This window comes from Janibacter terrae NBRC 107853 (assembly GCF_001591405.1).
Classification (GTDB): Bacteria; Actinomycetota; Actinomycetes; order Actinomycetales; family Dermatophilaceae; genus Janibacter; species Janibacter terrae.
This window is the reverse complement of record NZ_BCUV01000007.1, coordinates 818,634-843,280: the sequence shown is the minus strand read 5'-3', so window position 1 is coordinate 843,280 and position 24,647 is coordinate 818,634. Positions and strand designations below refer to the sequence as shown.

General features: G+C 72.0%; 26 protein-coding genes and 2 tRNA genes. 14 read left to right on the top strand and 14 right to left on the bottom strand.

The features are described 5' to 3' along the window. Positions 1 to 5: 5 nt before the first annotated feature. Together JT1_RS13715 and JT1_RS13710 are read left to right on the top strand one after the other, a co-directional pair. A tRNA-Ala gene (locus tag JT1_RS13715) sits at positions 6 to 78 on the top strand. A gap of 75 nt (positions 79 to 153) precedes the next feature. Then, the gene (locus JT1_RS13710; RefSeq protein ID WP_068327553.1) at positions 154 to 984 is read left to right on the top strand and encodes an alpha/beta fold hydrolase; all 831 of its coding nucleotides are present in this window, start codon (positions 154 to 156) and stop codon (positions 982 to 984) included. Between the two features lie 63 nt (positions 985 to 1,047). Here JT1_RS13710 and JT1_RS13705 read toward each other — a convergent pair whose 3' ends face one another. Continuing rightward, a complete protein-coding gene (locus JT1_RS13705) occupies positions 1,048 to 2,028 on the bottom strand; it encodes a hypothetical protein (RefSeq protein WP_068327550.1) in 981 nt (326 codons plus the stop codon). A gap of 117 nt (positions 2,029 to 2,145) precedes the next feature. Here JT1_RS13705 and JT1_RS13700 point away from each other — a divergent pair, with 117 nt between their 5' ends. Together JT1_RS13700 and JT1_RS13695 are read left to right on the top strand one after the other, a co-directional pair. Beyond that, positions 2,146 to 2,667: a peptidylprolyl isomerase gene (locus JT1_RS13700; RefSeq protein WP_068329278.1), complete on the top strand. Its 522-nt coding sequence runs from the start codon at positions 2,146 to 2,148 to the stop codon at positions 2,665 to 2,667. 6 nt (positions 2,668 to 2,673) lie between these two features. Then, the gene (locus JT1_RS13695) at positions 2,674 to 3,576 is read left to right on the top strand and encodes a rhomboid family intramembrane serine protease (RefSeq protein ID WP_068327547.1); all 903 of its coding nucleotides are present in this window, start codon (positions 2,674 to 2,676) and stop codon (positions 3,574 to 3,576) included. A 170-nt stretch (positions 3,577 to 3,746) separates the two neighbouring features. Here JT1_RS13695 and JT1_RS17990 read toward each other — a convergent pair whose 3' ends face one another. Further along, positions 3,747 to 4,103 (bottom strand): cell division protein CrgA, encoded by a 357-nt coding sequence (locus JT1_RS17990; RefSeq protein WP_082807681.1) that lies wholly within the window; start codon positions 4,101 to 4,103, stop codon positions 3,747 to 3,749. Positions 4,104 to 4,186: 83 nt separating this feature from the next. On the opposite strand from JT1_RS17990, the gene JT1_RS13685 reads away from it, so the two are divergent. The 3 genes from JT1_RS13685 to JT1_RS13675 are packed head-to-tail and all read left to right on the top strand — an operon-like array spanning position 4,187 to position 6,610. Then, complete coding sequence (locus JT1_RS13685; RefSeq protein ID WP_068327545.1) at positions 4,187 to 4,936, top strand: DUF881 domain-containing protein; 750 nt, start codon at positions 4,187 to 4,189, stop codon at positions 4,934 to 4,936. Between the two features lie 16 nt (positions 4,937 to 4,952). Then, positions 4,953 to 5,609, top strand: a complete 657-nt coding sequence (locus tag JT1_RS13680; RefSeq protein WP_068329276.1) for an aminodeoxychorismate/anthranilate synthase component II — start codon at positions 4,953 to 4,955, stop codon at positions 5,607 to 5,609. 14 nt (positions 5,610 to 5,623) lie between these two features. After that, entirely contained in the window at positions 5,624 to 6,610 is a 987-nt protein-coding gene (locus JT1_RS13675) for a YihY/virulence factor BrkB family protein (RefSeq protein WP_068327542.1), read from the top strand. An 11-nt stretch (positions 6,611 to 6,621) separates the two neighbouring features. Here JT1_RS13675 and pknB read toward each other — a convergent pair whose 3' ends face one another. The 8 genes from pknB to JT1_RS13635 form a co-directional block, all read right to left on the bottom strand. After that, positions 6,622 to 8,544, bottom strand: coding sequence for a Stk1 family PASTA domain-containing Ser/Thr kinase (gene pknB / locus JT1_RS13670; RefSeq protein WP_068327539.1), 1,923 nt, complete (start codon positions 8,542 to 8,544; stop codon positions 6,622 to 6,624). 70 nt (positions 8,545 to 8,614) lie between these two features. Further along, a complete protein-coding gene (locus JT1_RS13665; protein ID WP_068327536.1) occupies positions 8,615 to 10,069 on the bottom strand; it encodes a peptidoglycan D,D-transpeptidase FtsI family protein in 1,455 nt (484 codons plus the stop codon). Next, on the bottom strand, positions 10,066 to 11,439 hold the full coding sequence (locus JT1_RS13660) for an FtsW/RodA/SpoVE family cell cycle protein (protein ID WP_068329274.1): 1,374 nt from the start codon (positions 11,437 to 11,439) through the stop codon (positions 10,066 to 10,068). The genes JT1_RS13665 and JT1_RS13660 overlap by 4 nt, the downstream gene beginning before the upstream one ends. Further along, positions 11,439 to 12,677, bottom strand: coding sequence for a Stp1/IreP family PP2C-type Ser/Thr phosphatase (locus tag JT1_RS13655; RefSeq protein ID WP_068327532.1), 1,239 nt, complete (start codon positions 12,675 to 12,677; stop codon positions 11,439 to 11,441). Before JT1_RS13655 ends, JT1_RS13660 begins: the two co-directional genes overlap by 1 nt. Further along, on the bottom strand, positions 12,677 to 13,177 hold the full coding sequence (locus JT1_RS13650; RefSeq protein ID WP_068327529.1) for an FHA domain-containing protein FhaB/FipA: 501 nt from the start codon (positions 13,175 to 13,177) through the stop codon (positions 12,677 to 12,679). Before JT1_RS13650 ends, JT1_RS13655 begins: the two co-directional genes overlap by 1 nt. 34 nt (positions 13,178 to 13,211) lie before the next feature. Continuing rightward, positions 13,212 to 14,126 (bottom strand): FHA domain-containing protein, encoded by a 915-nt coding sequence (locus tag JT1_RS13645; RefSeq protein ID WP_068327526.1) that lies wholly within the window; start codon positions 14,124 to 14,126, stop codon positions 13,212 to 13,214. Between the two features lie 116 nt (positions 14,127 to 14,242). Then, positions 14,243 to 14,791 (bottom strand): DUF3253 domain-containing protein, encoded by a 549-nt coding sequence (locus tag JT1_RS13640; RefSeq protein ID WP_068327523.1) that lies wholly within the window; start codon positions 14,789 to 14,791, stop codon positions 14,243 to 14,245. A 33-nt stretch (positions 14,792 to 14,824) separates the two neighbouring features. Beyond that, positions 14,825 to 15,322: a DUF4188 domain-containing protein gene (locus JT1_RS13635; protein WP_068327522.1), complete on the bottom strand. Its 498-nt coding sequence runs from the start codon at positions 15,320 to 15,322 to the stop codon at positions 14,825 to 14,827. A 77-nt stretch (positions 15,323 to 15,399) separates the two neighbouring features. Here JT1_RS13635 and JT1_RS13630 point away from each other — a divergent pair, with 77 nt between their 5' ends. Both JT1_RS13630 and JT1_RS13625 read left to right on the top strand, forming a co-directional pair. After that, positions 15,400 to 16,023, top strand: coding sequence for a MerR family transcriptional regulator (locus JT1_RS13630; RefSeq protein ID WP_068327519.1), 624 nt, complete (start codon positions 15,400 to 15,402; stop codon positions 16,021 to 16,023). Positions 16,024 to 16,338: 315 nt separating this feature from the next. Beyond that, positions 16,339 to 16,421, top strand: a tRNA-Leu gene (locus JT1_RS13625). A 59-nt stretch (positions 16,422 to 16,480) separates the two neighbouring features. Here JT1_RS13625 and JT1_RS13620 read toward each other — a convergent pair. Further along, on the bottom strand, positions 16,481 to 17,899 hold the full coding sequence (locus JT1_RS13620) for an amidase (protein ID WP_068327516.1): 1,419 nt from the start codon (positions 17,897 to 17,899) through the stop codon (positions 16,481 to 16,483). A 160-nt stretch (positions 17,900 to 18,059) separates the two neighbouring features. On the opposite strand from JT1_RS13620, the gene JT1_RS13615 reads away from it, so the two are divergent. The 3 genes from JT1_RS13615 to JT1_RS13605 all read left to right on the top strand — a co-directional run bounded on the left by JT1_RS13615 (position 18,060) and on the right by JT1_RS13605 (position 21,314). Beyond that, entirely contained in the window at positions 18,060 to 19,001 is a 942-nt protein-coding gene (locus JT1_RS13615; protein ID WP_068327511.1) for a helix-turn-helix transcriptional regulator, read from the top strand. A gap of 133 nt (positions 19,002 to 19,134) precedes the next feature. Continuing rightward, positions 19,135 to 20,361: a globin domain-containing protein gene (locus JT1_RS13610; RefSeq protein ID WP_068327508.1), complete on the top strand. Its 1,227-nt coding sequence runs from the start codon at positions 19,135 to 19,137 to the stop codon at positions 20,359 to 20,361. Positions 20,362 to 20,435: 74 nt separating this feature from the next. Then, complete coding sequence (locus JT1_RS13605; protein WP_068327504.1) at positions 20,436 to 21,314, top strand: crotonase/enoyl-CoA hydratase family protein; 879 nt, start codon at positions 20,436 to 20,438, stop codon at positions 21,312 to 21,314. A 39-nt stretch (positions 21,315 to 21,353) separates the two neighbouring features. Here the strand turns inward: JT1_RS13605 and JT1_RS13600 are convergent, their stop codons facing one another. Then, positions 21,354 to 21,953 (bottom strand): dihydrofolate reductase family protein, encoded by a 600-nt coding sequence (locus JT1_RS13600; protein ID WP_068327501.1) that lies wholly within the window; start codon positions 21,951 to 21,953, stop codon positions 21,354 to 21,356. 18 nt (positions 21,954 to 21,971) lie between these two features. Continuing rightward, the gene (locus JT1_RS13595; protein ID WP_068327499.1) at positions 21,972 to 22,520 is read right to left on the bottom strand and encodes an NYN domain-containing protein; all 549 of its coding nucleotides are present in this window, start codon (positions 22,518 to 22,520) and stop codon (positions 21,972 to 21,974) included. A 74-nt stretch (positions 22,521 to 22,594) separates the two neighbouring features. Here JT1_RS13595 and JT1_RS19235 point away from each other — a divergent pair, with 74 nt between their 5' ends. Next, positions 22,595 to 22,726, top strand: coding sequence for a DUF8730 family Cys-rich protein (locus JT1_RS19235; RefSeq protein WP_500780712.1), 132 nt, complete (start codon positions 22,595 to 22,597; stop codon positions 22,724 to 22,726). Here JT1_RS19235 and JT1_RS19095 read toward each other — a convergent pair whose 3' ends face one another. After that, positions 22,727 to 23,290 carry a TetR/AcrR family transcriptional regulator gene (locus JT1_RS19095; RefSeq protein WP_068327496.1) on the bottom strand — a complete coding sequence of 188 codons (564 nt, stop codon included), beginning with the start codon at positions 23,288 to 23,290 and terminating at the stop codon, positions 22,727 to 22,729. Positions 23,291 to 23,402: 112 nt separating this feature from the next. On the opposite strand from JT1_RS19095, the gene JT1_RS13585 reads away from it, so the two are divergent. After that, the gene (locus JT1_RS13585) at positions 23,403 to 24,623 is read left to right on the top strand and encodes an acetyl-CoA C-acetyltransferase (protein WP_068327493.1); all 1,221 of its coding nucleotides are present in this window, start codon (positions 23,403 to 23,405) and stop codon (positions 24,621 to 24,623) included. Positions 24,624 to 24,647: the final 24 nt, after the last annotated feature.

The following is a 24,647-nucleotide window of genomic DNA, read 5'->3' as shown; positions in this document are numbered from 1 at the left end:
CCCTCGGGGGCGTGGCGCAATTGGTAGCGCACCTGCTTTGCAAGCAGGGGGTTGTCGGTTCGAGTCCGATCGCCTCCACCGAGGACGAAGGGGGTGTTCCGCGCTGCGGTTCACCCCCTTCGTCGTATCCGGGTCATCCCTAGATTGCGGGGTATGACCTCTGTCGAGACCGCCAACCCAGAGATTGCCGAGACGATCGACGTCAACGGCATCGCCACCAACTACCACGACGTGGGGGCGGGCGACCCGGTCCTGCTGATCCACGGCTCCGGGCCGGGCGTCAGCGCCTGGGCCAACTGGCGCGGCGTCCTGCCGGTCCTCGGCGAGCGCTACCGCGTCATCGCTCCCGACATCCTCGGCTTCGGCTACACCGAGCGGCCGGACGGCGTCACCTACGACCTCGCGACCTGGACCGAGCACCTCGTCGGTCTGCTCGACGCGCTCGGCCTGGAGCGGGTCGCGGTCGTCGGCAACAGCTTCGGCGGGGCGCTCGCCCTCAACGTCGCCGTGCACCACCCCGAGCGGGTCTCCAAGCTCGTCCTCATGGGTGCCGCGGGCGTCCCCTTCGAGATCACCGAGGGCCTGGACCGGGTGTGGGGCTTCGAGCCCAGCCTGCCCAACATGATCGACCTCATGGACCTCTTCGCGTACGACAAGTCCCGGCTCACCGAGGACCTGGCGAAGATCCGCCTCGCGGCCGCGACGCGCCCGGGCGTGCACGAGGCCTTCAGCGCGATGTTCCCGGCGCCGCGGCAGCGCTCGGTCGAGGCGCTCACCGTGCCCGACCAGTACATCCGCGAGCTGACGCAGCCCACGCTCGTGATCCACGGCCGCGACGACGAGGTCATCCCGCTCAGCACCTCGCTGCGCCTGCACGAGCTCATCGAGCAGTCGGAGCTGCACAGCTTCGGCCAGTGCGGCCACTGGGTGCAGATCGAGCACGCCGAGGGGTTCAACCGGCTCGTCGGGGACTTCCTGGCGTAGGTCCGGGCACGACGAAGGGGAGGTCCCACCGCACGGTGGGACCTCCCCTTCGTCGTGCGGGGCTCAGGCCTTGGTGTCACCCTCGGCCGGCAGGTCGCCACCGAGGTGCTCGGTGGACAGGTCGGTGCCCTCGGAGGTCCCCGAGACGGACGGGATGGACGAGTTGTCCGCCCAGTCACGCGCGGAGCTCCAGGCGTCGCTGCCCTCGGCGGCGTCGGCGTCCGCGCTCTGGGCACGGGCCTCCGGGGTGTCGTCGACCGGGGTGGCCGGTGCCGCCAGCGGGTCCTGGTCGAGCGCCGTCGGCGCGGCCAGCGGGTCGCTCGCCGGGGCGGGCGCGCTGTCGGACTTCTCCGCGAGCGGAGCCGCGGCCGGGGCGGCGACGGTCGACTCCCGCCCGGTCGTCGGGGCCTTGTACGGGTCGCCGGCGGGGACCGCCCACGGGTCCTTCTTCGGCGCCTGCTTCTGCTTCGCGACGAAGGCGGCGATGCCACCGGCCACGAGGGCGAGGAGCAGGAACTTCAGGCCACGACGCTTCGTGCGGGGCCGCTCCCCCTTGGCGGCGGCGAGGGCCATGCGGGGGTCCTGCTCGTCACGCAGGGCGGCGACCACCTCGGGCGCGCGGGTGGCGGCCTCGTCGGCGGCCTTGCGCCCGGCGGCGACACCGGCCGCGGCCAGGGTCGTCGCGGTCGCGGTGACCTTGGGCAGCACGTCGTCCACGAGGGTGTCGCGCAGGTCGTGGACCTCCTTGCCGGCCTTCTTGCCCCGCTTGCGCGCGGCCTTCTTGCCCTTCTTGGCGTCCTTGACGGCCTGCTTGCGGGCCTCGTGAGCCTGCGCGCGCAGCTCGGCGGCGTGCGCGGCGGCGCTCTCGCGGGTGGCGGCGGCCTGCTCGGTGGCGGCAGCGCGCAGCACGTGGGCCCGCTCGGCACCCGTCTCACCGTGCTCGGCCATCCTGTCGATGATCTCGTGGACCTTCAGGGATGCGGACTCGGCGGTCTCGTGGGCGCGTACGCGCCCGGTCTCGACCTTGTTGTTCTGCTTGAACACTCTTCCTCCTGCGCAGTCGGGTACCTCCCCCATCCTGCACCGGATCGGCGGACAGGGAAACCGAGGAGGCGTGGGGGGCGCCACATCCCCCCTTCGTCCGTGTCTACGATGGTCGTCATGAAGGCGATCCTGCACACCAACCACGGCGACATCTCCATCGAGCTGTTCCCCAACCACGCTCCCAAGACCGTCGACAACTTCGTCGGCCTCGCCACGGGCGAGAAGGAGTACACCGACGACGCCGGTCGCTCCAACCCCACGAAGTTCTACGACGGCCTGGGCTTCCACCGGATCATCCCCGGCTTCATGATCCAGGGCGGCTGCCCGCTGGGTCAGGGCGTCGGCGGCCCCGGCTACGCGTTCGACGACGAGATCCACCCGGACCTGACCTTCGCCAAGCCGTACCTGCTCGCCATGGCCAACGCCGGCAAGCAGATGGGCCGCGGCACCAACGGCTCCCAGTTCTTCGTCACGGTCGGTGAGACCCCGTGGCTCAACGGCAAGCACACGATCTTCGGCGAGGTGTCCGACGGCCCGAGCCGCGAGGTCGTCGACAAGATCGCCGCCGTCCCGACCGGAGCGATGGACAAGCCGGTCGAGCCGGTCGTCATCGAGTCCGTCGAGATCGTCAAGGACTGATCCACGATGTCGCAGCCGCCGTCCGGCGTGCCGGGCGGCGGCTCCGGCACCGACGTCCCCGTCTGCCCGCGCCATCCCGACCGGGTCACCTACATCCGGTGCCAGCGGTGCCGGCGCCCCGTCTGCTCGGAGTGCCAGCGCAGCGCCGCGGTCGGTGTCCAGTGCGTGGACTGCGTCCGCGAGCAGGCGAGGGCGGACCGCCCCCGGGTCACGGTCTTCGGTGGGCGCGCCGGCGCCTCCGCCGAGAAGCCGTACCTGACGATGGGCATCATCGCCGTCTGCGTCGTGGTCTGGGTCGGTGAGCTGGTCTCCCCGCGGGTCTTCCAGGAGGTGGCCTTCGCTCCGGCGATCGGCGCGAGCGAGCCGTGGCGGCTGCTCACCTCGGCCTTCGCGCACAGCCCCAACCAGCCGATGCACATCATCTTCAACATGCTGGCGCTGTGGCTGGTCGGCGGCTACCTCGAGCGGATGCTCGGCTGGGCCCGCTACCTCGCGATCTACCTCGTCACCGCCCTCGCCGGCTCGGTGACCTGGCTGCTCTTCCAGCCCGTCGACCCCTTCGACCCAGAGGCCTACGTGCCGGTCGTGGGTGCCTCGGGCGCGGTCTTCGGGCTCTTCGCGGCGGTCATCGTGCTCAACAGGCACCTCGGCCGGGACAGCTCGGCGATGGTGGCGACGATCGGCATCAACGCCGTCATCGGTTTCCTCGTGCCCAATGTCGCCTGGCAGGCGCACCTCGGCGGCCTCGTCGCCGGCGGCGTCATCGCCGCGGCCCTGGCGCTCTCGCGCACCCGACGGCAGCCGGTGATCGCCTGGGTGGGGATCATCGGCGTGCTCGTGGTCGTCCTGGCCCTGGGGATCGGCAGGTACGCGTTGTCCCCAGCCCCGGTGCTCGGTCCCTTCGCCTGAGGCCCCCGGTCGACGGACCCTGTGAAACCGGGGAGTTACACCGATGTCATTTGTCCCCAGCTGTGAACAAGCCTGTGGATAACCCGGGTTGTCCACAGCACGTGTGGACGACGAGAGGCCGCACCCGCGGTGAGCGGGTGCGGCCTCTCGTCGTGAGCGAGGGCGGGCGGCTACTTCCAGCGCGTCGTCATCGCGAAGCCGGCGAGGATGAAGGCGAAGCCCGCGCCGAGGTTCCAGCGACCCCATGACTCGACGGGGTACTGCTCCTGCGAGATGTAGAAGGTCACGACCCAGACCAGGCCGATGAGCATCAGGCCGAGCATGACCGGGGTGAACCAGCCGGGGTTGCCCACGCGCTGCGCCTTGACCTTGTGCCGCGCCCTGGCCTCGGCGGCGTCGACCTCGCTCTGGGCGGTGGCCCGCTTGCGCGGGTCGCCGGAGCGCTCGGCGGCGCTGCGGGTGGTCTTCCTGGCGGAGGTGACCGCCTGGTCGGTCGTGTCCTTCGCGTCGTCGGCCGACTTCGCCACTGGGTGCTCCTCGAGGTTGTGCGGGTTCGTGGCCTAGCGTAGAGGTCGAGACCGTCGTCACCGATCGAAGGGGGGTCCCCGCCGTGCGGACCTGGCTCACGCACCGCCCGAGCCGGTGGTCGGCCCTGGTGCCGGTCATCGCCGTCGGCGCCGGCCTGCTCTTCGCGACCTCCAGCACGACCGCGCGGGGCACGGACCTGCGCAGCGAGGCGACCGGGCTGCCGGATGTCATCCGGGAGCGCACCATCGACAACGAGCGCTCCGGCCAACGGGTCGAGGCGCTGCGCTCCGACGTCGACCGGTTGACCTCCGACGCCGCCCCCGGCAGCTCCCGCCTGCGGCAGATCGACCGCACCACCCGCGCCAACGCCGCCCCGGCGGGGCTCACTGCGGTCCAGGGCCCCGCCCTCACGGTGACCCTCGACGACGCTCACCTCAAGGCGAGCGAGGTCCCCGAGGGGTTCACCGTCGACGACGTCGTCGTGCACCAGCAGGACGTGCAGGGCGTGGTCAACGCGCTGTGGCGCGGCGGCGCCGAGGCGATGCAGATCATGGACCAGCGCGTCATCTCCACGAGCGCCGTGCGCTGCGTCGGCAACACCCTCATCCTCCAGGGTCGGGTGTACTCGCCGCCCTTCACCATCACCGCGATCGGCGACCCGGACGAGCTGCAGCAGGCACTGGACGACGACCCGGCCGTGAGCATCTACAAGCAGTACGTCGACGCGGTCGGCCTGGGCTACGAGGTCCAGCGCGATGACGACAAGGAGCTGCCCCCCTTCGCCGGTCGGACGAGCCTGGAGCACGCCCGGCCCGTCGCCGACAACGAGTGAGGGACATACTGTGCCGGTGAGCCAGATCCTCGTCGTCGACAACTACGACAGCTTCGTCTTCACGATCGTGGGCTACCTGCAGCAGCTCGGCGCGCAGACCACGGTCGTGCGCAATGACGCACTGGGCCCCGGTGACGGCGCGGACTTCGACGGGGTGCTCGTCTCTCCGGGCCCCGGCACACCGGAGGGTGCGGGCGTGTCCATGGCGATGATCGAGGCCTGCGCGGAGCGCGCCCAGCCGATGCTCGGTGTCTGCCTCGGCCACCAGGCCCTCGGCGTCGTCCTCGGCGCCACCGTCGGCCGCGCGCCCGAGCTGCTCCACGGCAAGACGAGCCGGGTGCTGCACGACGGGGCGGGGGTCCTCGCGGGCCTGCCGTCCCCCTTCACCGCGACGCGGTACCACTCGCTGACGATCGACCCGGCGACGGTGCCGGACGAGCTGGTGCCGACCGCCCACACGCAGTCCGGCGTCATCATGGCGGCGCGCCACCGGGACCTGCCGCTCCACGGGGTGCAGTTCCACCCCGAGTCGGTGCTCACCGAGGGCGGCCACCGCATTCTCGCCAACTGGCTCGCCCTGACCGGCGACGCCGACGCCGTGGGCCGCAGCGCCGGCATGTCCCCGCTCGTGCGTGACGTCGAGGGCGTCGCGCGCGCCGTCGCCGCCGGCTGAGCGGCAGGGCTGCTGTGGGCGAGCCCCGCGTCGGTCCGCTCGACCGGCTGCAGCGGCGCCACTCCGTGCTCGGGTTCCCGATCGGGGTCGTCTACAAGTTCTTCGACGACTTCGGCGGGTACCTGTGCGCCCTGCTCACGTACTACGGCTTCCTCTCGCTCTTCCCGGCCCTGCTGCTCCTGTCGACGGTCGTCGGATTCGTGCTCCGCGACCAGCCCGACTGGCAGCAGGCGATCCTCGACTCGGCCCTGTCGGAGTTCCCGATCGTCGGCGACGAGCTCGCCTCGACCGGCACTCTCGGGGGAGGGCCGCTCGGCCTGCTCATCGGTGGGTTGGCCGCCCTCTACGGCGGGCTCGGCGTCGGCCAGGCGCTGCAGTACGCCAGCAACACGGCGTGGATGATCCCGCGCAACTCTCGGCCCAACCCCTTCGCCAGCCGGGCGCGCGGGCTGCTCCTGCTCCTCGTGGCCGGCGTGACGATCGTCCTGACCACCGGCCTGACGATCTACCTCAAGCAGGTCGTCGCGGGCGGCTACGCCGGGTGGGCGATCACCATCGCCTCGGTCGTGCTCAACACGCTCGTCTTCGGGGTCGTCTTCGTCATCGCGACGACCAGGCCGCTGGACCTGTGGGACGTGCTCCCCGGCGCGGTCCTCGCGGCGCTCGCGTGGCAGGGGCTGCAGACCGTGGGGGCCTTCTACGTCAGCACGGTCATCGAGGGGGCGAGCAACCTCAACTCGGTCTTCGCCATCGTCCTGGGCCTGCTCGTCTTCCTCTACACGATGGCCGTGGTGACGATGCTCTGCGTCGAGGTCAACGTCGTGCGCAAGGAGCACCTGTGGCCGCGGGCGCTGCTCACGCCCTTCACCGACCAGGTCGTGCTCACCACCGCCGACCAGCGGTCCTACTCACGCCACGCGGAGGCGCAGCGTCTCAAGGGTTTCCAGCGGATCGACGTCTTCTTCGACGAGTCCCGCGGTCACGACGACCCCGCGGAGTGACCTCGTCGGGGTCATGGGCTCCGGTTGGGGCTCGCGGGGGACTGGGTCGTGCTGCTGGTCGGCGGGCCGGTCGGTCGCGGCGTCGTGGACGACGGCGTGAGCGGGTCGGACGTGGGGCTCGTGGACGTCGGGCTCGGCTCAGTCGTCGGTGAGTCGGTCGTCGTCGGCTCCGTGGTCGACGTGGTCGACGAGGGCGTGGTCGACGTGGGCGTGGGCGTCTCGGTGACCGTCGCCGTCGTCGTCTGCCCCGGGGGCCGCGCCACGACGAGCGTGACCGTGCTGCCCTGCTTGACCTTGCCGGGGCCGGGGCGCTGCGAGAGCACCGTGTCGGGCTCCTCGCCCGACTCCTGCGACTCGCGGACGACCTTGAGGTTGAGCCCGAAGATCTCGCGCGTCGCGTCGTCCACCTGCTGCCCGGTGTAGTCCCCGAGCTCGACGTTGCCGCTCGCGACGACGAGGTCGACCTCGCTGCCCGCGGCCACCGACTCGGCCGGCCCCGGCGAGCTGGAGATCACCCGGTTGGTCGTCTGGTCCGGGCTGTCCTCCTTGGTCACCGTCCCGAGCTCGAGCCCGGCGGCCTCGAGGTCGCGGGTCGCCTCGGCGAGGCCCTTGCCGGACAGGCTCGGCACCGGTACCTGGTCCGGGCCGCTCGAGGCCACGAGCGTCACGGTCTCGCCCTCGGGCAGGGTGGTCCCCTCCCGGGGGTCCTGCTCGAGCACCTCGCCCTTCGCGGCCTCGTCGGCACGCTGCTCGACGTCGACCTCGAGCCCGACCTTCTCGATCGCGGCCGTGGCCGCGTCCACGTCGCGGCCGACGACCCCGGGCACGGTGACCTGGACGACGTCGGGTCCCTGCGCGGCGTCCCAGGCGAACCACCCGAGCAGCGCGAGTGGGATGAGCAGGAGGGCCGCGAAGACCCACCCCAGCCGCCCGCTGCGCCGTCGCGGCTGGGTCGCGGGCATGGAGGCGGTGTCCGGGTCGGTGCGCGGCACGGGTACCGCTCGCGGCGCGGTGAGCGGGATCGTCGCGGTGGCCGCCTCGAGGCTGTCGGTCGCGACCGGGCTGATCGGCATGCCGCCGCGGTAGGCCTTGAGGTCCTCGGCCATCGACCGCGCGTCGGTGTAGCGCTCGTCGCGGTCCTTGGTGAGCGCGTGGTGGACGATCGCGTCCAGCTGCGGCGGGACGTCGGGGTTGATCGACGAAGGGAGCGGGATGTCGGCGTTGACGTGCTGGTAGGTCAGCGAGATCGGCTCACCGGTGTACGGGGTCCGTCCCGTGAGCAGCTCGAAGAGGAGGCAGCCGGTCGAGTAGACGTCGCTGCGCTGGTCGACCGTCTCGCCGCGGGCCTGCTCGGGGGAGATGTACTGGGCGGTGCCGATGACGGCCTGGGTCTGGGTCATCGTGGCCTGGGTGTCGGCGAGGGCGCGCGCGATGCCGAAGTCCATGACCTTGACGCTGCCGTCGTCGGTGACCATGACATTGCCCGGCTTGATGTCGCGGTGGACCATGCCCATCTCGTGGCTGTAGGCGAGTGCCTCGAGGACCGCCTGGACGATGCGCGCGGCCTCGTCGGGATCGAGGTAGCCGTGCTCGGAGTCGTTGAGCAGCTCGCGCAGCGTGTAGCCGTCGACGAGCTCCATGACGATGTAGGGGATGTCGAGGGCGGCCCCACCGGCCTCGGTGTGCCGGTCCTCGCCCGAGTCGTACACGGCGACGATCGAGCGGTGGTTGAGCCCGGCGACGGACTGGGCCTCGCGGCGGAACCGGCCGAGGAAGGCGGCATCCCGGGCGTGGTCGGTGCGCAGGATCTTGATCGCGACGGGTCGACCGAGCCGGGTGTCGTGACCGAGGTGGACCTCGGCCATGCCGCCACGGCCGATGAGCTCACCGACCTCGTAGCGCCCGCCGAGCAGGCGGGGTGCTGACGTGCTCATGCGCTCTCCCTCGGCGAGGTGCTCGGTGTGTCCGGGTGACCGGTGTGGTCGGGGTCGTCTGCTGGGCAGGTCACTGGAGGGCCGCCTTCATCACGGCCGCGCTGATCGGCCCGGCGACCGAGCCCCCGTAGCCCTCGTTGCCCGCCCGGCCGCCCTCCTCGACGACGACCGCGACGGCGATCTGCGGGTTGTCGGCCGGGGCGAAGGCGGTGAACCACGCGTGCGGCGCCTCGTCGTCCGCGTGCTCGGCGGTGCCGGTCTTGCCGGCGACGCTGTAGCCGGGCACGGCGCCCTGGGTGCCGGTGCCCTGCTCGACGACGAGCTTCATCATGTCGGTCAGCTGGTCGGAGGTCTCCGGCTCCATGGCCCTGGACAGCTGCTCGGGCTTGGTCTCGTCGATCTTCGACAGGTCCGAGCCGAGCACCGACTGCACGAGGTGCGGCTTCATGACGACGCCGTCGTTGGCCACCGCCGCGGTCACCATCGCGACCTGCATCGGGGTGACCCGCACGTCGTACTGGCCGATGCCGACCTGGGCCTCCTGCGGCGGGCTGAGCTCCTCGGGCACGGTCGACGGCGTGACGCTCATCGGGATGTCGAGGTCCTCGCCGAAGCCGAACTTGCCGGCCTGCTCGCGCACCGCGTCGCCGCCGAGCTCCATGCCGAGCCAGCCGAAGGCGGTGTTGCACGAGTCCTGCATGGCGACGGCCAGGGTCACCTTGTCGTCCGGCCCGCAGGCGCCGGGGTGCGAGTTGGGCAGACCGACGTCGGTCTGGGGCAGGTCGAGCACGGCGGGACCGGGGATCGAGGAGTCCTCGGACCAGCGACCGTCCTCGATGGCCGCGGCGGCGGTGACGATCTTGAAGACCGACCCCGGCGGGTAGAGGTTGCCGCCGATGGCCCGGTTGACGAGCGGGCGTGCCGGGTCGCTGTTCAGCGAGTCCCAGGCCTTCTTCTCCGTGGCGGGGTCATGGCTCACCAGGGGCGTCGGGTCGAAGTCGGGATGGGAGACCATCGCGAGCACCGCGCCGGTGCGCGGGTCGAGGGCCACGACGGCCCCCCGCTGGTCGCCGAGCGCCTCGTCGGCCGCCTGCTGCACCCTGGGGTTGATCGTCAGCTCGAGGCTGGCGCCCTTGGGCTCGCGCCCGGCGATCGTGCCGGTCACACGGTCGTAGAAGAGCTGGTCGTCCCGGCCGGAGAGCAGGCCGTCGGCGGCGCTCTCGATGCCACCACCGGGGCCGTAGGTGAAGGAGTTCCACCCGGTGACGTGGCTGTACAGCTCGGGCTCGCTGTAGCGGCGCTGCCACTGCAGGTCGTCCTGCGTCGGGGTGGAGCGCGCGATCGGCCGGCCGCCGAGCAGGATCTGCCCGCGCTCGCGGGCATAGCTCTCGAGCTGGGTGCGCCGGTTGCCGGGGCGGTCGTTGATGTCCTGGGAGCCGAGGACCTGGATCCACGTGCTCGACCCGAGCAGCAGGACGAAGAGCATCGCGAGGAGCATCGACAGGCGGCGGATGGGCTGGTTCACCGGGCCTTCACCACCTGGGTCGGCTCGTCCATCGACGCCGGGTCGAACTCCGGCTCGGGGCGGCGGGCGTGGTCGCTGATGCGCAGCAGGATGGCGACGAGGGTCCAGTTGGTGAGGAGCGAGGATCCGCCGTAGGCGACGAAGGGGAGGGTGAGGCCGGTCAGCGGGATGACCCGGGTGACGCCGCCGATGACGACGAAGACCTGGATCGCGAGGACGAAGGTCAGCCCGGTGGCCAGCAGCTTGCCGAAGCCGTCCCGCAGGCCGATGGCCGAGCGCAGCCCGCGCTCGACGAGCAGCGCGTAGAGCATGATCAGCGCGAAGACGCCGATGAGGCCGAGCTCCTCACCGAGGCTGGTGAAGATGAAGTCGGACTCCGGCAGCGGGGTGAGCCAGGGTCGGCCGCGGCCCAGGCCGGTGCCCGAGATCCCGCCGGCGGCCATGCCCATGATCCCGGTGGCCAGCTGGCCGCACTGCTGCATGCCCTCCTCGGAGAAGGTGTCGGTCCAGCACAGGACGCGGGTCTGCACGTGCGAGGCGAACTGGTAGACGACGAAGGCGCCGGCCGCGGCCATCGTCAGGCCGAGGACGATCCACGAGACCCGCTCGGTGGCGACGTAGAGCATCGCGACGAAGAGCCCGAAGATCAGCAGCGTGGTGCCGAAGTCGTTCTCCAGCACGAGGACGGCGGCCGCCGCGAGCCAGGCGATGGCGAGCGGCCCGAGGTCGCGTGCCCGCGGGAAGCTGATGCCGAGGAACTTGCGTCCGGCGAGGGCCAGCATGTCGCGGGTCTGCACGAGGTAGCCGGCGAAGAAGATCGCGAGCAGGATCTTGGCGACCTCGGCCGGCTGGAAGGTGAAGGCGCCGAGCTTGATCCAGATCTTCGCGCCGTAGACGGAGTGGCCGAAGGGGGTGAGCGGCAGCGTGATGAAGAGCAGCGCGAAGAACCCGGCGGTGTAGGTGTAGCGCCGCAGCACCCGGTGGTCACGCAGCATGATCAGTACGACGAGGGCGATGGCGACACCCAGTCCCGACCAGATGAGCTGGCGCAGCGCGAGCCCCTCGCTGAAGTCTCGCCCTGCGGCCAGGTCGAGCCGATGGATCATCACCAGCCCGATGCCGTTGAGCAGCGTGACGATCGGCAGGATGATCGGGTCGGCGTAGGAGGCCCGCCAGCGCAGCACGAGGTGCACGACGAGCGCGATGGCCGCGAGCAGGCCGGTGTGGCCGAGCAGGTCCGGCGGGACCTCGCCGGACTCGGCGACCGAGACGTTGACGTAGGCGAGGATCACGACGCCGATGGCGAGCGCGGTGAGCAGCAGCTCGACATTGCGGCCGCGGGCAGGGGTGATCGTCGTGATGGCGCGCATCATCGGCCGCAGGGCTCCCCTGTGGCCCGCAGCTGGCCGCACTTCTCCGCGGCGACGCGCAGGCTCTCGACCCGCTGGTCGGCGGCGGAGCGCGAGTCGACGGAGATCGTCGCCTCGACCTCGTCGCGGTAGAAGGTGGGCAGCTCGGACAGCTGGATGTCGGTCGGGTCGACGGCCGAGCTCAGCGAGATCGGGCCCAGGTCCTCGGCCACGCCCCGGTAGACCGTGACCTTGCCGTCCTGCGCCCCGACGAAGTACTGCTGCTGGGTCCACGCGTACCCGGCGTACAGGCCGGCGCCGAGGAGCAGCACGACGACGAGCAGGCCGCCGAGCCGACGGCCCCAGCGCCCCCGGCGACTGGTGGCGCCCTCCTCGTCGAGCTCCACCCCTTCGTCCTCGTCGTCGGTGCGGGTGAGGGCGGCGGCCTTGCCGGCCGGGGAGGTGTCGACGCGCTTGCGCGGGCGGCGCAGGGCGGCGCTGCCGACCACCTGGGGCTGGGTGGACGGCGCGGACCCGGCCTCGACGACGTCGGCGACGACGACCGTGACGTTGTCGGGCGCCCCGGCGCGGATGGCGAGGGAGACGAGGTCGTCGGCGGTCCGGCCGGGGGCCGCGCCGGCGGCGAGGATCTCCTCGATGGTGTCGCGGGCGACGAAGCCGGAGAGGCCGTCGCTGCACAGCAGGTAACGGTCGCCGAGGCGCGCCTCGCGGGCGCCGAGGTCGGGCTCGTCACCGTCGGCGCCGGTGAGCACGCGGGTGACGACCGAGCGCTGGGGGTGGGTGCTCGCCTCCTCCTCGGTGATGCGGCCCTCGTCGATGAGGGTCTGCACGAAGGAGTGGTCCTTGGTGATCTGCGTGACCCGCCCCTCGCGCAGGAGGTAGGCCCGGGAGTCGCCGATGTGGGCGAGGATCAGCTTGTTCCTCGCCCGCATGATCGCGGTGACCGTCGTGCCCATGCCCTCGAGCTCGCTGTGCTCCGCGGCGGTGCGGGCGATCTCGGTGTTGGCCGAGGTGATCGCACGGCTGAGCCGGGTCGAGGCCTCCGCGGCCGTCAGCGAGTCGTGGTCGATCTCGACGAGCTCGGTGATCGCGGTCGCCGAGGCGATGTCGCCGCCGGCGTGCCCGCCCATGCCGTCGGCGACGACGAGCAGGTGCGGCCCGGCGTACCCCGAGTCCTGGTTGTCCTTGCGGACGAGACCGACGTCGGAGCGCGCGGCGAAGTGGAAGGTCAGCGCCATCAGTTCCTCAGCTCGATGACCGTGCGACCGATCCGGATCGCGGTCCCGGTCTCGACGGGCACGGGGTCACCGACGCGGTACTGGCCGAGGAAGGTGCCGTTGGTCGAGCCGAGGTCCTCGACGTACCACCCGTCCTCGGCACGGATGATGCGCGCGTGGCGGCCCGAGGCGAACTCGTCGTCGAGGACCAGGGCGCACTCGGGGTTGCGGCCGATGAGCACGCCGGAGTCGCGCAGCGGCAGGGAGGTGCCGGTGAGCGGGCCGGTCGTCAGGACGAGGTGGGTGGGCGTGCGCGGGTTGCGCGGCGCCCGGCGCGGCGCCTCGGCGCCGGCCTCGGAGCGGCTGGCGCGGCGCCCCTCCTTCTTGGGTGGGGCGGGGCGGCGGTTGACCACCCGCGTGCCGAAGAGGTCGGTGCGCAGCACGGACGCGACGGACAGCACGAAGACCCACAGGAGCACGAGCAGGCCGAGGCGCAGCACGGTGACCGTCAACTCGCTCAACTCTGGGCTCCTTGTGTGTGGGTGGCGCGACGCGTCAGCGACGGCCGGCGTGGAAGGTGGCGTGGGTGCGACCGACGGTGATCCGGTCACCGTCACCCAGCCGGACGGCGTCCGTGGGCTCGCCGTTGACGAAGGTGCCGTTGGTCGAGCCCAGGTCGCGCAGGTGTGTCACGAGGTGCGGCCCGTCGTGGGTGACGCGCACCTCGCAGTGGCGACGGGAGATGCCGGGGTCGTCGAGGACGACGTCCGCGCTCTCGTCGCGGCCGAGCACGGTCATCGCTGAGACGAGCGGGTAGCGCTCGCCGTCGACCTCGAGCCACGGGCGGTCCTGGACGGAGACCGGTGGCGGGGTCTGGCGTGGTGGCTGGGGGCGCTGCACGGAGGTCGGCGCCTCCTCGGGCACGTGCCGGGGCGAAGGGGGTCGCGGCACCGTCCGCTCGACGGCGGCGACCGGGGCCGGGACGGGCTCGTCCGGCTCGTCGTCGAGGTCCCAGCCGCCGGAGTACTCGTCGTATGCGTCGTCGTCGCCGGCCTGCTCGTCGGAGTAGGCCCGCACCTGCTCGGCGCGGTCGACGCGCTGCCGGGCGGTGGCGGGGCGCACGCGGAAGACGCCGGTCTCGAGCTCCTCGTCCTCGTCGAAGAGGACCTGCAGCGGGCCTCCGGGCTGGTAGCGCTGAGACTCGGCGTGCTCCTGGGCGGCGGCGACGAGCTCGTCCTCGAGCTCCTCGTCGAACTCGGTGAGGCGCTCGTAGTCGCTCGGGGCGAGCTCGATGGTGAAGAGGTTGGGGACGATCGTGCGGCCGCGGCCGAGCATCGTGGCCCGGTCGTCCATGGCGCGGCGCAGCGCCGAGGCGAGCTCGAGCGGCTGGACCTCGGCGCGGAAGGCGCGCGCGAAGACACCGTTGACGGTGCGCTCCAGCTTGCGCTCCATGCGCTCGAAGAGGCTCACGGAAGCCCTCCTCCCTTCGCTCGGTCTGACCCTGCCCGCATGGACATGGGTGCGCCGATCCTAACTGCGGAGGCTGGAGGATCGCTGGACCCGCGCCGAGGGGGGAGCGACGCGGGTCAGGACCCTGACGGCGCACCCAGCCGGGGACCCGCGACGACACGGACGGGACCGCGTGCCGTGCGGACGTCGACCGGCTGGCCGCCCTGGGTGACGACGAGGGTCCCGTCGGCGGCGAGGGCCGCGGCCACGGCACGGACCTCGTCCATGAGGTCGCGCCACCCCTGGCCGCCCACGGCGCGGGCGATGTCACTGGGGCACGCGCTGCGCGGGTCCCGGTGGCGCAGGAGCACCCTGAACGTGGCTGCGATGCGCTCGCGGCGCGCCTGGTCGTCGGCGTCCTCCCACCACGGGTGCCCGCGCTCACCGAGCGCGACCTTGGCGTCATGGACCCGCGGACGCGCCGTCCCGGGATCAGTGCGCACCGCCCGTCGCGCGGCCATGAGCTCGGAGACGAGCTCGGCGCGCAGCGCGTCGGGGATGGCGGGGTCGCTGGCCCGCCACCGCCGACCGTCGACGAGCACGTAGCGACCGTCGTCGACGTGCTCGACCCCGTCGCTCCCGTCGCCACGGTCCGAGCTCGACCCGTCCCGGGTGTGGTGCGGCATGCAGCCGACCCTAGTGCGGGTGGGCGGTCCGGGTCAGGCGACCGCCGAGCCCAGTCGCTCGCGGGCTCCCCGACCGCGTCGGGTCGCCTCGACGGTGCCCGTGAGCGCTCCGAGGCCGGTGCGGGCGCCGTTGCCGTAGAGCGTCTCGATCCCGCCGGCCGGCACGGCGAAGGTCTCGTGCCAGATGCCCACGGCCTCGGGGTGCCGGCGCGCGACGGCGTTGAACTTCTTCCACGCCGGCAGGTGCTTGGCGTCGGCCATGGAGGCGTAGCGGTAGAGCTGGTCGGTGCTGCGCCAGTACTGGACGACCCACGGGCCGCCGCGACCCATGAGCGTGTAGGCGCCCAGGAAGCCGAGGTCCTCGGCCTCCCCGCGCTCGGCGGCCGCCCGGTTGCGGGAGAGCTCGCCGATCATCTGCGGCATGGCGACGAAGGGGGCCCACCACAGGTCGGGCCGGTGCGGCTTGCGGATCGTCATGCCGATGTGGAAGACGACGACGTCGCCGTCGTGGGCGTGGGTCTCGTGGCGCATGGTCTCTCCCAAGAGGCCGGATAGTGATGGTATCCAGTATTGGGTACCGCTACTATCCAGCGCAAGAGGTGAGGCGCGTGAAGATCTCCGAGCTGGCTGCGGCCACCGACGTGCCGGTGGCGACCCTGAAGTACTACCTGCGTGAGGGGCTGCTCCCTCCCGGGGAGGCCCTGACGCGGACGAGTGCCGCCTACGGGCCGGAGCACGTCGAGCGCGTGCGACTGGTCCGCGCACTCATCGGCGTCGGCGGGCTGTCCGTCGCGACGACGAGGCGGGTGCTCACCGTCATCGACCAGCCCGGCACCGGCCGGGTCGACGTCCTCGGCGCGGCCCAGCGGGCGCTCCTGGGTGAGGAGTTCGTCGGTGAGCCGCCGCCCGCGGACGCGCCGGCGCCGGAGTCGCGGGCCCGCCGCTGGCTCGCGGACATGGGGTGGCAGGTCCACCCGCACGACCCGGTCATCGACGACCTCGACACGGCGTGGGCGGCCTGCGACGCCGCGGGCCTGGGCCTCGACGAGGAGCGGATGGCGGCGTACGCGGAGGGGGTTCTGCGGATCGCCCGGGCCGACGTCGACTCCGTCCCGGCGGACCCGGCCGGCGCCGTGCGCCAGGTCGTCCTCGGCACCGTCCTCGTCGACCCGGTCCTCGCCCCCCTTCGCCGCCTCGCCCAGCAGCACCTCGCGGTGAGCGAAGGGGGCTGACCCCCGGCCCGCGTCCACCGCTCCCTGAGGAGCTCCGCGCCACCGCTCCCCGAGGAGCCCACGCCCACCGCTCCCTGAGGAGCTTGCGCAGCAAGCGTCTCGAAGGGCCCGGCTCGCCCCCCCACCCACCGCTCCCTGAGGAGCTTGCGCAGCAAGCGTCTCGAAGGGCCCGACTCACGCCCCCGCACCCACCGCTCCCTGAGGAGCTTGCGCAGCAAGCGTCTCGAAGGGCCCGATCACCCGCTTTGGGATTCCGCCAGGTCATGGGGCACAATGAGACGGCTCACGCGCCCATGGTGCGGGGCATCACTCATTGCGCGAGTGGCGGAACGGCAGACGCGCTGGCTTCAGGTGCCAGTGTCCGAAAGGGCGTGGGGGTTCAAATCCCCCCTCGCGCACAGTCCGAAGGGCGTCGCACCACATGGTGCGGCGCCCTTCGTCGTGCGGGGCGTGCGCGTCAGGTGGGATCGATCGGGGTGAAGCTCCCGCGGGCGCGCTCGATGACCTCGCCGACGTCGAGCAGGCGCTCGTCGTCGAAGCGGCGCCCGATGAGCTGGACCCCGGTGGGCAACCCCCCGACCACCCCGGTCGGCACGGCCAGCCCAGGGACACCGAGCAGCGGGAGCGACATCATCGGCCACTGGATGTCCATGCACCGCCGCATGCCCTCGGCGCTCTGGATGTCGGCGTCCTGGAGCATGACCTCGTCGGCCGAGACGGGCGTGAGGAGTGTCGGGTACTCCTCGAGGACGGTGCTCAGCTTGCGCATCAGCTGGCCCCGGCGGGCATAGCCCGCGATGTAGTCGTGCAGCGTGGGCTCGGTGCCCCACCACTCGGCGGACCCTTCTTGATAGAAGAGCGCGGCTCGCTGCATCGCCTCGTCGCCGACTTCCCGCACCAGCGGCATGATGGTCAGGAACTCCCGCAGCACGAGGAGGTACCAGATGCGGTAGGCCTCGGCGAAGAGCGGCAGCTCGACCTCCTCGACCTCGTATCCCGCCGCCTCGAGGTCACGGCCCGCCTGGGTCAGGGCAGCATCGACGGACGGGCTGGGAGTGACGACGCCGGGGTCGCGCAGCAGCCCCACGCGGCGAGCGTTCGGAGACGGAGCAGGCGTCGGGTTGCCGGCCACCTGCCACGGGTCCCGCGGGTCCCGACCGCTCATGCCGTGCAACCCGAGGCGAACGTCACCGACGGTGCGAGCGTGCGGCCCGTGGACCGCCATGGTCTGCACCGACAGCGTCTCCGGTGGGTCCCCGGCCGCCGTGCCACCAGATACCAGGCCGGGCGTGGGGCGCAGCCCGACGGTCCCTGTGGCGTAAGCGGGGTAGCGGACGGAGCCGCCGATGTCGTTGCCGTGCCCCAGGGGGAGCATCCCCGAGGCGACGGCTGCGGACGACCCACCGCTTGAGCCGCCGGGTGTCCGTCCGGCGTCCCAGGGGTTGAGGGTCCGTCCGTGCAGGTCGTTGTTGGAGAACCAACGGAAGGCAAAGGCGGGCGCGTTCGTGCGGCCCACGAGGAGGGCGCCGGCATTGCGCAGGCTGGCGATCACGGGCGCGTCCTCCTCCGCGACCGCCTCCGCCCAGGCCACGACCCCTTGGGTCGTGGCGTAGCCCCGCTGCTCCGTGTTGATCTTGGTGGCGACGGGGATCCCGTGCAGGCAGCCGTGGGCCTCACCGGCGGCCCTCGCCGAGTCGGCCGCCTCTGCGGCCGCGCGCGCCTCGTCGGGCCGGACCTCGACGAGAGCGTTGAGTCGGGGGTTGACGGCCTCGATGCGGGCCAAGCAGCTGTCGACCAGCTCTCGCGAGCTGGCCTCACCGGAGTCCAGGAGGTCGCGCATCCTCGTCGCAGGGAGCGTCCAGAGTTCATTCGTCATCGTTGACACCTACTCGCTCGGGAGATCTTCGCGATCATCGTGCGCCCACGACGACGAGGAGAGGAAGGTCGCTGCGTGCCATGACGACGGCACTCAGCGACCTTGCCCTCGGGGAGGTTCTACGCTGGCGCAGTCCGCTGTTCTCCAGAGTGGGAGGGCCATGTCAACGGTCGAGCAGGTCGATGCCGGGACGATCGTCTCCGACTACCTCGTCGGGTCGGTCGGGGTTGATCGCGTCCTCATGACGGCCACGGGCAGAGGCCGCGCCGGGACCCGGTTCACCGGTGACTTCACCTCGTGGGAGGCCGGCAGCCTGGCCGGCTGTGATGTCGCCGGCGAGGGCCCGACTCGCGCCTCCGCGCGGTGTCGATGGCCCTCGGGCGTCCACGTCGTCGGTGCGCTCGTCGACGGATCTGCCGAGTACACCGACGACACGGTCAGCCGCTCCCTCCTCCCGGCGTCCGTCCTCATCTACCCCGGCGATGCCCCCTTCGTCTTCGACTTCGACGACGTGTTCCGTTACGTCGTCGTCACGGTGACCGCACAGGACCTGGGGGTGACGAAGGGGAGCATGGAGCGGCTCGCCCGCCCGCGCGTCGTCGAGCCGTCACCCTTCGCCGGCGCGCTCGCCGCGCTCATCGGGAGCTCGGCGGCCTGGGCCTCCCGCACCCCGACGGCGACCGCGGGGCTGGGTGACGAGATCCGCAGCCTGCTGCAATGCATGGCTCGCTTCTCCGACGAGCAGTACTTCGGCGTCGGGGTCCACGCCCGGCACGCGGTCGTCCTGGAATGGATCGAGCAACACCTGGCGGACCCGACTCTGGACCCCGAACGGATCGCGGCGGCGCACCACATCTCGATCCGCCAGCTGCACCGTCTCTTCGCCGAGCTCGGCATCACCTGCCGGCGCTACGTCCTCCGCCGACGGCTGGAACGGGTGCGCGCGGACCTCGTCGGGACGCAGCTGTCCCTGGGGGAGATCGCGATGCGATGGGGTCTCGGAGACTCCACGTACCTGTCCAAGGCCTTCAAGGCCGAGTACGGGGCCAGCCCGAGCGAGGCACGGCGACACGCGTCTCCCCGGGACCGGCCGAACGAATAAACACGGCTCGATTTGTGAATTAAATACTCGGGGAGAAGACTGACCGCGCCGGTGCAGGTGAGCGTGATCCGGCCGGGTCACGCCCTCCACCGAGGTGGTGCGAGAGCCGTGCCACCGCTCCAGGAGGTCGTCCGTGCTGTCACCCGAGTCCGCCGAGATCGTCCGGTCGACGTTGCCCGTCATCGGCGCCAAGATCGACGAGATCACCCCGATCTTCTACCGCCGGATGTTCGCCGCCCACCCCGAGCTGGAGCGCGATCTCTTCAACCGCGGCAACCAGGCCCAGGGTGACCAGCAGCGGGCGCTCGCCGGTGCCATCGCTGCCTACGCGACCCTCCTCGTCAGCTCGCCGGAGAGCGACGTCGACGGGCTCCTCTCGCGCATCGCGCACAAGCACGCCTCGCTCGGCATCGCCCCGGACCAGTACCCGATCGTCCACCGGCACCTCTTCGAGGCGATCGCCCAGGTGCTCGGTGACGCGGCGACGCCCGAGATCGTCGCGGCCTGGGAGGAGGTGTACTGGCACATGGCCCACGCCCTCATCCGGATCGAGCAGGGCCTCTACTCCCGCTTCGGCGTCGAGCCGCACGAGGTGTGGCAGGAGCTCGTCGTCACCGCGCGCCACCACGAGTCGCCCGACACGGTCGCCTTCACCGTCGCCCGGCGCGACGGGACGCCACTGCCGCAGGCTCTGCCGGGCCAGTACGTCTCGGTGCAGGTCCCGCTGGCCGACGGTGCCCGCCAGATCCGCCAGTACAGCCTGACGGGGGCGCCCGACAGTCCGACGTGGGGCTTCACGGTCAAGGCGATCCGCGCGAGCGAGGCCGCCGGGCTCCCGGCCGGCGAGGTCTCGACGTACCTCCACGAGGAGGTCTTCGAGGGCGACACGCTGCGCGTCTCGCTCCCCTTCGGCGACCTCGTCCTCGAGGAGGGCAGCGACCCGGTCCTGCTCGTCTCCGCGGGCATCGGCTGCACGCCGATCATCGGGATGCTCCACCACCTCGCCCGGGAGGGCGCCGACCGGCCTGTCACCGTCCTGCACGCCGATCGTTCGCCCGCGCGCCACGCCCACCGCCGTGAGCTCGCCGACCTCGTCGGCCGGATCGACGACGCGCGGCTGCACCACTGGTACGAGGACCTCGGGTCGCGTGCGGCGACCGAGACCGTGCGGCACGGCCGCATCGACCTCGCGTCGGACGACATCGACCCCTCCGCGGAGGTCTACCTCTGCGGTCCGCTGCCCTTCATGGAGTCCGTCCGCGGGCAGCTCGCCGAGCGCGGCGTCCCCGAGGAGCGGATCCACTACGAGGTCTTCGGACCGGACACCTGGATCCCGCACGTGGACACCGCCGGCGTCTGAGGACCACGACGACGAAGGGGGCCGCACCAGCGGGTGCGGCCCCCTTCGCCCTCGTCGTGCGGCAGAGTCGGGGCATGACGTACACGACGATCACGCACGACCTCGACGACGGGGTCCTCACCGTCACCCTCGACCGGCCGGAGCAGCTCAACTCCTTCACGCCGCAGATGGCCGAGGAGCTGGAGCGGACCTTCCGGGAGGTCAACGACGACGACGCGGTACGCGCGGTGGTCGTCACCGGCGCCGGGCGCGCCTTCTGCGCCGGGATGGACCTGGGGGCGGAGGGCAATGTCTTCGGGCTCGACGAGACGATGAGCCCGTCGCTGGCGGACATGGACCGGCTCGAGGACCCCGCGCTCATCGCGGGCGTGCGCGACACGGGCGGCCGCGTGACGCTGGCGATCCACGACTGCCGCAAGCCGGTCATCGCGGCGATCAACGGCCCGGCCGTCGGCATCGGCGCCACGATGACCCTGGCGATGGACGCCCGCCTGGTGTCGAGCAAGGCCAGGGTCGGCTTCGTCTTCGGCCGCATCGGGATCGTGCCGGAGGCCGCGTCGAGCTGGTTCCTGCCGCGCATCGTCGGGCTGCCGACCGCCCTCGACCTCGTCCTCTCCGCCGACATCCTCGACGCGGACGCGACGGTCGCCGCGGGGCTGGCGGACGGCCCGCACGCGCCGGACGACCTGCTCACGGCGGCCCGCGCGCTCGCCGACCGGTGGACGAAGGGGAGGTCCCCCGTCGCCGTCGCCCTCGCGCGGCAGATGCTGCGGCGCAATGCAGCCCAGGACCACCCGGCCGAGGCGCACCGGATCGACTCGCTGGCGATGTTCCACACGAGCATCGGTGACGGCAAGGAGGGCGTCGCGGCCTTCCTCGAGAAGCGGGACCCGCAGTTCACCGGGCGGGCCTCGCAGATGCCGGACTTCTACGACGAGTGGATCGGCGGGTGAGCCACGCGTGGCCGGGGCCCACCCGCGGGTGGCGACGGCTCAGGCGCGCGCCGGCCGGTAGGTCAGGTGCGTGACGAGCGACGTCGCGCGGACCGACACCCGCTCCATCCGCTGGGCCGGCACGCCCTCGAAGAGCCGCTCGCCCGCCCCGAGGATGCTCGAGGTGACGTGCAGGCGCAGCTCGTCGAGCAGGCCGGCGGCGAGGAACTGGTTGACCGTGCTCGTTCCGCCGGCGACGGAGATGTTGCGGTCGCCGGCCGCCGCACGGGCCCGCTCGAGCGCGACCTCGATGCCCTCGGTGACGAAGTGGAAGGTCGTGCCGCCCTCCATCCGGATCGGCTCGTGGGGGAAGTGCGTGAGCACGAAGACGGGACCGTGGTACGGCGGCTCATCACCCCACCAGCCGCGCCAGTCGCGGTCCCACTCACCGCGGACGGGACCGAACATGTTGCGACCCATGATCGTCGCGCCCGCGTCGAGGATCGCGTCGACCTCGGCGCGGTTGCCCTCGTAGTCCTGGAGCATCCACGCGTGGAGCGCGCCGTCCTCGATCTCGCCCATGGGCGCGGCCTCGCTCTGGTGAGGCCCCGCGGCGAAGCCGTCGGCGGAGACCGCGATGTCGGTGCAGACGATGCCCACGGCGTCGCCCCCTTCGTCTCAGATGAACTCGAGCGGGTCGAACTCGTCGATCTCGATGACCCGGACGCGCGGCAGCCGGCTCCTGAAGGCCGAGACGTCGTACTCCAGGTCGAAGAACTCCATGCCGTCGACCTGCCGCAGCCCGTTCGCCATGAACTCGCCGAAGCCGACGACGCCGATGCGGCGCTCCTCGTCCTGCGCGAGCGCCTCCATCTGCGGGGTGAAGTCGTTGTCGTGGCTGACGAGCATGACGTCCGCGTCGCGCTCCAGGAGCGCCTCGGCGGTGCGCTGGATCGCGATGTCGACGACCTTGCCCTCGCCGCGCAGCGGCACGGGCCGGTAGCCCATGGCGAGCAGCGCCTGGACGAAGGAGGCGGGCAGCTCACCGGAGACGGCGAGGAAGAACAGGCCCTTGACCGGCTGGTCCCACGCGGTCTCGGTGTACTCCAGCAGCGTGTTCCACCGCGGGCGCTCCTGCGGCTCCGGACGGCGGCCGAGGACGGAGACCCCCAGGGTCGCGTCGATGTTTTCCCCGTCGACGAGGAGGTACGTGGTGCGCTCGGCCATGCTCGGACCTTACTGTGGGTCGGGTCGGCGCGTCTGCCGGCACGACGACGAAGGGGAGTGAGCCGCCCGTGTGCATGCCGGTCCGGTGCCCGAGATGTGGCAAGACGACGTGGAGCGGGTGCGGCGAGCACGTCGCCCAGGTGCGGGCGCAGGTGCCCGCCGACCAGTGGTGCCAGTGCCCGGAGAACGCCGATCCCGACGCCTAGCTAGTCGAGGGTGATGCGGACCTTCGGAGGCTCCCCCTCGGCGCCGGCGAGCTGCCACAGCCGCCCGAGGGTCGGCTGCAGGAGCCAGGCGCCGATCTGCCGGACGAGGACGGTCACGGCCTGCTCGGTCACGGGCACCCGGCTGCGGGTGACGCCGTGGTCGCGCAGGGTCTGGGTCTGGGCGACCGTCTCCTGGACGAGCTTGCGGGCCAGCCCGACGTCGCCCGGCTCAGGGGTGACGACGACGCGTCGCAGGTAGTCGACGACGTCGGGGTTGCCGGCGAGCATCCGGGCGATGGCCCGGTCGCGGGCCGCCGCGATCTCGGCGGTGCTCCCTTCGAGCGGGACCGAGGCGAGGGCCTCGCGGAACCGCAGCACGACGAAGTCGTCCACGGCCTCCCGCAGCCCGTCCTTGCCCCCGAAGTGGTGCCCGACGAGACCGGGTGCGACCCCGGCGGAGCGGGCGACCTCACGCAGGCTCGTCGCCCCCACCCCGCGGGCCGCGAAGAGCGCGAGGGCGGTCGCGCGGATCCGCTCGCGCGAGTCGGTCGCGGGTGAGGTCACGGGGCTCCCTTTTGCTCGTCGTGTGAACTGTCGGACACACCATTGCACAAGTGTTCAACGCGTGCGTAGGGTGCGCAGCAGATCATCCCCCCGTGACCCGAAGGAGCCGGCCATGCCCGAGCAGCCCCAGGCCGTCATCTACGACGCCGTCCGCACACCCCGTGGGAAGGGGAAGTCGTCCGGCTCCCTCCACGAGGTCAAGCCGATCGACCTGACCGTCGGTCTCCTGCACGCGCTGCGGGAGCGCAACCCCGGGCTGGACGCCGCGCAGGTCGACGACCTGGTCATGGGCATCGTCTCGCCGGTCGGCGACCAGGGCGCGGTCCTCCCGCGCATCGCCGCGCTCAAGGCCGGCTACCCGGAGCCGGTCGCGGGCGTGCAGCTCAACCGCTTCTGCGGCTCCGGCCTGGAGGCCGTCAACCAGGCGGCCTCGCGCGTGCGCTCCGGCTTCGAGGACCTGCTCATCGCCGGTGGCGTCGAGTCGATGTCGCGCGTGCCCATGGGCAGCGACGGCGGCGCGTGGGCGCTGGACCCGCGGACCGCGCTCGAGACCGACTTCGTCCCGCAGGGCATCAGCGCCGACCTCATCGCGACGATCGAGGGCTACGACCGCGCCGAGGTCGACCGCTTCGCCGCGCAGTCCCACGAGCGCGCCGCGGCGGCGTGGGCGGGCGGGTACTTCGACCGGTCCGTCATCCCCGTCACGGACGCCAACGGCATCACGATCCTCGACCGCGACGAGACGATCCGCCCCGGCACGACCGCCGAGTCGCTCGGCGGGCTGCGCCCCTCCTTCGCCGCGATGGGCGAGCAGGGCGGCTTCGACTTCGTCGCCACGGAGAAGTACCCGCACGTCGACCAGATCAGGCACGTGCACCACGCCGGGAACTCCTCGGGGATCGTCGACGGCGCGGCCCTGCTGCTCGTCGGCAACGAGCGCGTCGGCGAGGAGATGGGCCTCACCCCCCGCGCCCGCATCATCTCGACCGCCGTCATCGGCTCCGAGCCGACGATCATGCTCACCGGTCCCGCGCCCTCGTGCCGCAAGGCGCTCGACCGCGTCGGCATGACCGCCGGGGACATCGACCTCGTCGAGATCAACGAGGCCTTCGCGGCCGTCGCCCTCAAGCTCATGCGCGACATGGGCTGGAGCGAGGAGCAGACCAACGTCAACGGCGGCGCCATCGCCATGGGCCACCCGCTCGGCGCCACGGGCGCGATGATCCTCGGCACGCTCGTCGACGAGCTCGAGCGCCGCGACCTCGAGCGTGGCATCGCGACCCTGTGCATCGGCGGCGGCATGGGTGTCGCGACCGTCGTCGAGCGCGTCTGACCCCCCCCTTCGTCACGGACAGGA